Source organism: Bacteroidota bacterium (genome assembly GCA_039714315.1).
In the GTDB taxonomy this organism is placed as follows: Bacteria; Bacteroidota; Bacteroidia; order Flavobacteriales; family JADGDT01; genus JADGDT01.
Genome location: JBDLJM010000140.1, coordinates 1 through 8,156, shown reverse-complemented (window position 1 = coordinate 8,156; position 8,156 = coordinate 1). Strand labels below are relative to the sequence as shown.

Genomic DNA, 8,156 nt, shown 5'->3' with positions numbered 1-8,156 from the left:
TTGGTATTACTTTTCGAACCTGCTTCCTACATTTTTTATCCAATATACCCGTATTATTACTTTTGTCTAAATATTATCATTAATTTAGATTATTACTATATTTAGAAACCCGACAAAACAAAAATGGATATATCTGATGGATTTATCGTCTACAAATAATATTGATAATATTTCTGAAGATTTTTTTTCGATGGATAAAATTGAAAATAAACTGGAAGAATTTTGTGACAAAGTTAGCACGGTTGAAAATCAGCAAGAACTGGAAAATTGCATCGTAAAAAATTTTACGGATTTCATAAACCTTTTTATAAGCCATTCTGATATTGCTCAGAAAGAATTAGCTGAGATAACACCGAAAACCAATATTTTATATTATTATTTTATAAACTATATTATTTCTGAAGATGTTAAAAACCTGATAATCGTTCTAAGGAATGTTCATATAGAGCTTTCTAAAGCCGATATTTTTGAAATTGAAAATCAAACTAACAACACTAAAACGGGTGAATACTTATCAGAAACAAAACTTTTTTTAACCGAAACCATTAATGCCTTCAGTAAGAGGATAAGTTCACATAAGTTAAGACTATACAACACCCGCAAATACAAACAAGTGATACATAACAAAATAAGACTGTATCAAAACCCATGGAATGTATATAAAAATCAGTTCCTTGAACTTATTAACCAGTTTGAATCAATATCCGAATCAAATAATAGATTACGTGAAGTAAGTAATAATTTTGAAAGTATCTCCAATATAACCGATGTTATTAAGAAAGGAAATAATTCACTTTATACTTCGTTAATCATCAACGTAGATGAGATACTTAATTTGATAAACTCAGGAAATACAGACAGCCTGATTTCGTTTATAGACAAACAGCACCAACAGGAACTGAAAACGGTAAATAATCTGGACAGTTTTTCAGAAGATATATCGAACCGGATTTCGCTTCTTGGAACAGTTAAAGTTCCCATCAACAGCAACAGGGGAATTATTAATATCAGGGAGATAGATCTAAACAAATCTGTAACAAAATGGTTCGATTACCAGATATTCCCCGATTTTGTTGACCTGATCAACCTTGAGGAAGAAATAAAAAACAAGTACCAGTTTTCGCTGTTAAACCTTAAAAACAGAATAAAACTGGTAAAATCACTTGAGGAGATTGAACACATAGAAAATATCACCGCTTCCTTATCTCGGTTAAAGAGTGAAATTAATGAGATCAAAATAAAATCGCGGGAGATAACAGACTCTATATACAAAAATCTTAAGGATGAGCTTCTTGCATCAAATCTGTATAAATCAAGACCTTTTTTAAGCATCCCTATACAGGCAACTATCAATTTCAGACGCTCACCTGCTTTCAACAGGATAAAAAACATATATCTGGACTTAAAGTCACAATATCTTGACAAATTAGGGCCTGAAATCATTGACGAGTATTCAAAAGCTGAAAGTTCAGCAAACTGCATAGCTCACAGGATGGACAGAAAATCAGGAGAACATTACGATATGCTCTTTCTGAGCAGGTTCTTTATCGGCGACTTATTTCTCGTGCCAAGGGCAATACAGGAACATCAGTTTAAAAAAGAATACAACAGGTGGAAAAACAATTTTCACAGTTCGGTAATTGTTACAGGTGACCGCTTATCAGGAAAAAGTACATTTTTAAAATATGTTTCGAATAAATATTTCAAAAAAAACATAGTTGACCTTAAACCAAATAAAACCGCTACCATAGACGGCAGAAAATTCTCAACAACATATGACCTGAAAGAAGCCCTTGAATATGTAAAAAACAATAACAAAAAAAGTACCCGGCCAATTCTGATAATTGACGATCCGGAACTCTGGCACGACAGTGAACACAGTTTCTCTGAAAATATTAGGGCCCTGCTAAAATTTGTCGAATCTGAGTCGGAAAATATTTTTATTGTGATAGGATCAACGGGTGCGATGATAGAAAAACTAAATGACCGATTCGGGTTAAAAAAAATATTTACACAAATAATTGATCTAAACAAAAGCAACAGTGACGAGATAACTAAAGCTATATTCCTCAGACATGGCACATTGCACAAGGAACTGGTATCTGAAGAACTGAAAATAATTTCGGATAGAGTAAAACAACAAATCATCAAAAAACTTGCTGTAAAAAACAATTGGAATATAGGGCTTACTTTACGAGCCTGGGCATACAGCACTAACAACATGGAAAACAACAAAGTAGTATACAGTAAAGATAAAACCAGGTTTATAAATTATTTTTCAAAGGATGAGCTAATTATTTTGAAACAAACACTTCTGTATAAACGGATTTCGGAATTAAGCCTCAAAAATGTAACCGCGGATAAATTCGAGACTAAATTTAACCCTGCATTAAAGCGAATGATCAACAACAAGGTACTCCAGAGAAATAAAGCCGGTAAACTGGAAATCAATCCTGTTATATTGAATGAAATTCAGTATATTCTAAGAGACAATAAGTTAATTCATTAAAAATTTTGTATGGAAGTAATTTTTGACTGGAGTTATTTTTTCACATTATTAATAATACTGGTATTAATATTTCTGATATTAAGACTGCTAAAGAAATATTTACTCACGGATTCAGGAAGACGTATTTCGGCTTTCATCAAGAGGGCAATAGTACTGACCACTTTATGGTACATCCCTTTTGCAGTACTTTTACTTGGCATATCTTTCATCGTCCAAAATTTTATCTGGAACGGATTGGTCATACTGCTCATATCGGCCCTTTTTTACAATGAAATAAAAAATTATGTTAGTGGTTTAATTTTGAGAAGCAACAACCTTATTGAAACTGGAACAATCATTATCACCGGTAAATTTGAAGGAGAAGTTGAAAAGATCAATAACTTTGGTCTGCTCTTAAATATGCAGGAAGGAAAACAATATATAAGTTATTCTTTTATCGAGAAAAACGGATTATTTGTAAACCAGTGGGATAAAGACATATTAAAACAGTCGCTTTTTATTAAAATGGATGTAGGTAAGGAGAAGTTACTGGATCTTCTGTTCGAAAATCCATTAATCAGCAGTAAATACAAGCCAATAATAAAAAAATCAAATCACAACGATTATCAGAAACTGGAATTCACACTTGAAAAAGGAATAAGTTTACATACGATAATGGAATATCTAAAACAGAATAATATAGACACAATCCAAAGTGTTCAAAACATATAGTTTATGGAAATACTTTCTTCATACAACGTAATTATAGGAACATCATTAATTATAATACTGTCGTTTATCTTTAACGGAATTGCAAAGAGAACTAATATTCCATCGGTTCTGATGCTGATAATTCTCGGTATAGGATTGCAGTACTTTATTAAATATTTCGCAGAAAAAGAACTTAACTTCTTCCCTATCCTTGAAGTACTAGGCATTGTAGGACTGATAATGATTGTACTTGAGGCAGCATTAGAATTGGAATTAAAGAAGGAAAAAATTCTACCTATTATTAAAGCTCTGGCAATAGCCTTAATCGGACTGTTAGCTTCTGCATGGGTAGCCGCCCATATATTAATGTTTTTTATTCCCGATATGACAACCATCTCTGCATGGCTGTACGCCACGCCTTTATCTATCCTTTCCAGTGCTATCATAATTCCGAGTGTTAAGGAACTTGTAGAAGACAAGAGAGAATTTCATATATATGAGAGTACATTTTCGGACATTTTAGGAATTATAATGTTCTATTATTTAGCTGACAAAATAGGTTCCGCCAAAGACGATACTTTTCTGGCATTTAGCTGGAGCATATTAATAACTTTGATAATTTCCCTGGCAGCCAGTTATATTATCATTTTCATATTTCAAAAGATAAAAACACAGGCCAAACTGTTTTTATTGATCGCAATTTTATTATTGCTTTATTCTCTTGGTAAAAAGATGCACCTGTCATCACTGATAATAATATTGATTTTCGGACTTGTTATTGCAAATATGAAATTGTTTTTCAGCGGTAAACTCTCAAAATATCTGTATTACGAAAAAGCTCATCAGATATATAACGAATTACATATACTTACACGAGAAACAGCATTTGTAGTGAGGACATTCTTCTTTGTAATATTCGGTATCACAATAGTTGTTCAATCGCTGTGGGATGTCAACGTCGCCCTGATTAGCCTGCTTATTATTCTATCTATTTATCTTATAAGATTTGTACTGCTCAGAATATTTTTGGGAAAGGACATTATTCCTCAGCTCTTTATCGCCCCCCGTGGATTAATAACAGTATTATTGTTTTATGCCATTCCCGAACAGGCTCAAACAGAAGGTTTTGAACCCGGGGTACTGTTATTTGTTATTCTGGGAACAAGTTTAATTATGACTGCAGCTATGATCTATGATAAGAAAAGAGCCGGTAAGTATATAGGCATAGCCGAGTCGAACAAAATAGGTACTGCAAAATATAAGGTTCCATCAATCGAAGATATAAAAGAACAATAGAAGTTAGGATACAGAGAATGAACCGAGAAGCTCCTCGAAAGCTGAAATGATGTGTTTTTCAATTTTTGACAGCCTCATTTATTTACAAACCGGAATGATTATCTGGATAACACCTGCCAGCAAGACTGGTGTAAGCGAAACATAAAATTATATTTTAAAAAATATATCCGGATTTTACATAAAAACCCTTCTATAAAAATTCTTTCTTCCCTCTTAATATCACGGATGATGAAGTGTGTCCGGCATTAAGCTTTTCTTTTAGGAAGTCATAAGCTGCATTGTAGTCCATATCTTCGGAACAGGTAAACAAATCAACAGCTGCATATGCATGCTCCGGCCATGTATGTATAGCAAAGTGACTCTCCTCTACTACTACAACTCCTGTTACTCCCTGGGGAGAAAAATTATGAAAAACCGATTTTACAACTGTTGCGTTGGCTACCTCAGCAGCTTCAAGCATTACCTTTTCAAGCTCATCTGAATTGTCTATCAGTTCAGAATTACAATTGTACAGTTCTATTAATATATGTTCTCCCAGTGAATTCATGCTTAATCGCTTTGAATGTTAACCTTAATAACAAGGTGCACAAATATCAGTAATAATTTACAGTATTAATTAATTAGATAGAAAAAATATCTTCGACAAACACAACTTCCGGCAGGTATTGAAATGACAGCTTTTGGCCGGCAATTGCTTTGAGACTTTTACAAAAAGAGCTTACTTATTTAAGGAAGACCCTTTTTGAAATTAGTTCGAAAACAATTTGCCGGACAAAACTATAATGGAAAGACCGTAAAGCCGGCCAAAAAAATAAAATTATACTCTTTCAGTTGCCGATATTATCTTTAAATATTATTATCATTGCAATATGCATCACATTCTCAAATTAATAGCAGAGGGAGAACATCAGCAGCTTGATTTTAAGTATGCAATTACCGATATGCGAAAGATTGCAAAAACCTTATCGGCATTTGCAAATACTGATGGCGGACGCTTACTAATAGGAGTAAAAGACAATGGCCGAATTAAAGGATGCAGGATGCAGGAGGAAAAGCATATGATTGAGTTTGCTGCCGATGAATATTGTTTTCCAAAACTGGACATAGATTATGCAGAATGGCAAATAGAAGGTAAGAATGTACTGGAAATTATTGTTTCTGAAGGAAAAAACAAGCCATATTTTGCAATTGATATCGACAAAAATAAAACAGCCTACTCCAGAATACGGGATGAAGTTGTACCGATGCATTCAGTACTATTTAAGGCTTTAAAGTCGACTAAAAAGAAAAAGAGTAAAACTTTTAAATTTACCGAAACTGAGAAAAAAATACTCAGTTATATAAATGAGAATCACGAATTGGAATTAGAAGATATTATTTCCATTTCAGGAGTATCTAAATTCAAAACAGAATGGATTCTCGCCGATTTAATTAATTTTGAACTACTGAAAATCGATTTCATCAACAATAAATGGATTTTCAACTCAACAGAAATACAGTAATGAGCGAACAACAATTTACAGATAAAGAACAGTTATTGAACAGTTTGTTTGAAGAATGGGCAGGCGAAAAAGCAGTTACAATAAACAAACTCCCGCAATCGGGGTCGAGTAGAGAATATTACAGACTTAAACGCAACGGCAAGAGCGCCATAGGTGCTTTCAATAGTGATTATAAAGAAAACGTAGCCTTTCTGGAATTCAGTAAACACTTCAAAAAACAAGGCTTAAGGGTACCGGAGATATATAAGGAAAATTTGAAATATAATATTTATCTGCAGGAAGACCTTGGAGATGAAACTCTATTCTCGCTTCTGGAAAAAAACAAAAACGAAGATAATTTCCGTGACACTTTAAAAACGAACATTGAAAAAGTTGTAAAAAAATTACCTGAATTTCAATATAAGGCTCATAAAGGTTTAGATTACGATCTAGCCTACCCGAGGGAAGCTTTCGACAAACAATCGATGCATTGGGATCTGAGTTATTTCAAATATTACTTTCTGAAATTAGCCGGAATAGAATTTGATGAGCAAAAACTGGAAAATGATTTTTCAACTCTGATAAATTTCCTCAGCAAAGTAGATTCTAACTACTTTTTATTCAGAGATTTTCAGACCAGAAACATTATGATCGTTGATGATGAACCCTGGTTTATAGATTATCAGGGAGGCAGAAGAGGTGCTTTGCAATACGATTTGGCTTCGCTGTTATATGATGCAAAGGCAAATATTCCCCAGGAACTCAGAGAAGAACTTATAGACACATACATAAGTAACGCTAAGCAATATTTCGATGTTGATGCAGACTTATTCAAACAACAGTTTTACCCTTTTGTTTTGATAAGAATTATGCAGGCAATGGGCGCTTATGGATTTAGAGGCTTTTATGAAAAAAAATCTCATTTCCTTAAGAGTATTCCATTTGCCATTAAAAACCTAAAGTGGATCCTCGACAATAACAAGATCGAAATTGAGATACCTAATTTAATCGCCGCCCTTGAGAAAATTACGACATCGAAAAAACTGTTAAACATTGCTAAATCGGACGTTTTAAACGTAACTATTACAAGTTTTTCATACAAAAAAGGAATTCCTCAGGACACATCGGGTAATGGCGGAGGATATGTTTTTGACTGCAGGTGGATTCACAATCCGGGCAGATATGAGGAATACAAAGAACTTACCGGCAGGGATAAGCCTGTGATCGATTTCCTGGATAAAGAAATTGATATGAAAATACATTTGGATTCTGTTTACACTCTTGTTGACAGAGCTGTGGAAAGATATATTGACAGAGATTTCACCCACCTGATGGTAAACTTTGGCTGTACCGGAGGTCGACACAGATCGGTTTACAGTGCTGAACATTTGGCGAGACATTTAAAAGATAAATTTAATCTTAAAGTCAAGATTCACCATATTGAGCAAAACATCCTGATTAATAATTTCAAATAATCCGGATAGCAGACTACATACAATGAAAGATAAAAAGCAAGCTATAATATTTGCTGCAGGACTCGGCACACGTTTAAAACCTCTTACTGACAATATTCCAAAAGTTCTGGTAGAAGTTGACGGTGTGTCAATGCTGGAAAGAATTATCTTAAAGCTGACAGACCACGACTTCAAAAAAATAGTAATCAACACCCATTATTTTGCCGAAAAAATTGAGAGTTTCATCAACAGCAAACATTTCGATGCAGAAATTATTCTGTCATACGAGAAGGATGTTCTTGAAACCGGAGGAGGATTGGTTTATGCCAAAAAGTATTTTGACGAAGGAAATATCCTGGTATACAACGGCGACATATTAACCGACATTGACATATCTGAACTTTGGGAAGAACACATTAGCAATGATGCAATAGTAACACTGGCTTCTTTCCCCCGAAAATCGACACGCGAATTTATTTGGAACGAAAAAAATAATTTATGCGGGTGGAGAAATCTTACAACGGGCGAGTATAAATGGAGCAATAAAACTGATAATTTTACAGCAATGCCTTTTGCAGCGGTTCATGTTGTAAACACTGAAATATTCGACCTTTTGCCAAAAGAGGGTAAGTTTTCGCTTGTACCTCACTACTTAGAAATTTCAAAAACATTGGTGATAAAAAACCAGATAACTAATAGCAATTATTGGTTTGACATCGGTTCGAA

General features: G+C 33.8%; 7 protein-coding genes. 6 read left to right on the top strand and 1 reads right to left on the bottom strand.

Translation table 11 applies throughout. From position 1 onward, the window contains the following. Positions 1 to 136 precede the first annotated feature (136 nt). The 3 genes from ABFR62_11770 to ABFR62_11760 are packed head-to-tail and all read left to right on the top strand — an operon-like array spanning position 137 to position 4,495. The gene (locus tag ABFR62_11770; GenBank protein MEN8139098.1) at positions 137 to 2,509 is read left to right on the top strand and encodes a hypothetical protein; all 2,373 of its coding nucleotides are present in this window, start codon (positions 137 to 139) and stop codon (positions 2,507 to 2,509) included. 9 nt (positions 2,510 to 2,518) lie between these two features. Further along, the gene (locus ABFR62_11765) at positions 2,519 to 3,220 is read left to right on the top strand and encodes a hypothetical protein (protein MEN8139097.1); all 702 of its coding nucleotides are present in this window, start codon (positions 2,519 to 2,521) and stop codon (positions 3,218 to 3,220) included. A gap of 3 nt (positions 3,221 to 3,223) precedes the next feature. Then, positions 3,224 to 4,495, top strand: a complete 1,272-nt coding sequence (locus ABFR62_11760; GenBank protein ID MEN8139096.1) for a cation:proton antiporter — start codon at positions 3,224 to 3,226, stop codon at positions 4,493 to 4,495. A 190-nt stretch (positions 4,496 to 4,685) separates the two neighbouring features. Here the strand turns inward: ABFR62_11760 and speD are convergent, their stop codons facing one another. Continuing rightward, positions 4,686 to 5,042: an adenosylmethionine decarboxylase gene (speD, locus tag ABFR62_11755; protein ID MEN8139095.1), complete on the bottom strand. Its 357-nt coding sequence runs from the start codon at positions 5,040 to 5,042 to the stop codon at positions 4,686 to 4,688. A gap of 322 nt (positions 5,043 to 5,364) precedes the next feature. Between speD and ABFR62_11750 the strand changes: the two genes are divergently transcribed. The 3 genes from ABFR62_11750 to ABFR62_11740 all read left to right on the top strand — a co-directional run. Beyond that, a complete protein-coding gene (locus ABFR62_11750; protein ID MEN8139094.1) occupies positions 5,365 to 5,997 on the top strand; it encodes an ATP-binding protein in 633 nt (210 codons plus the stop codon). Further along, positions 5,967 to 7,451, top strand: a complete 1,485-nt coding sequence (locus ABFR62_11745; GenBank protein MEN8139093.1) for an RNase adapter RapZ — start codon at positions 5,967 to 5,969, stop codon at positions 7,449 to 7,451. Before ABFR62_11750 ends, ABFR62_11745 begins: the two co-directional genes overlap by 31 nt. 22 nt (positions 7,452 to 7,473) lie before the next feature. Then, the coding region (locus ABFR62_11740; GenBank protein ID MEN8139092.1) for a sugar phosphate nucleotidyltransferase at positions 7,474 to 8,156 on the top strand (683 nt) is incomplete at its 3' end.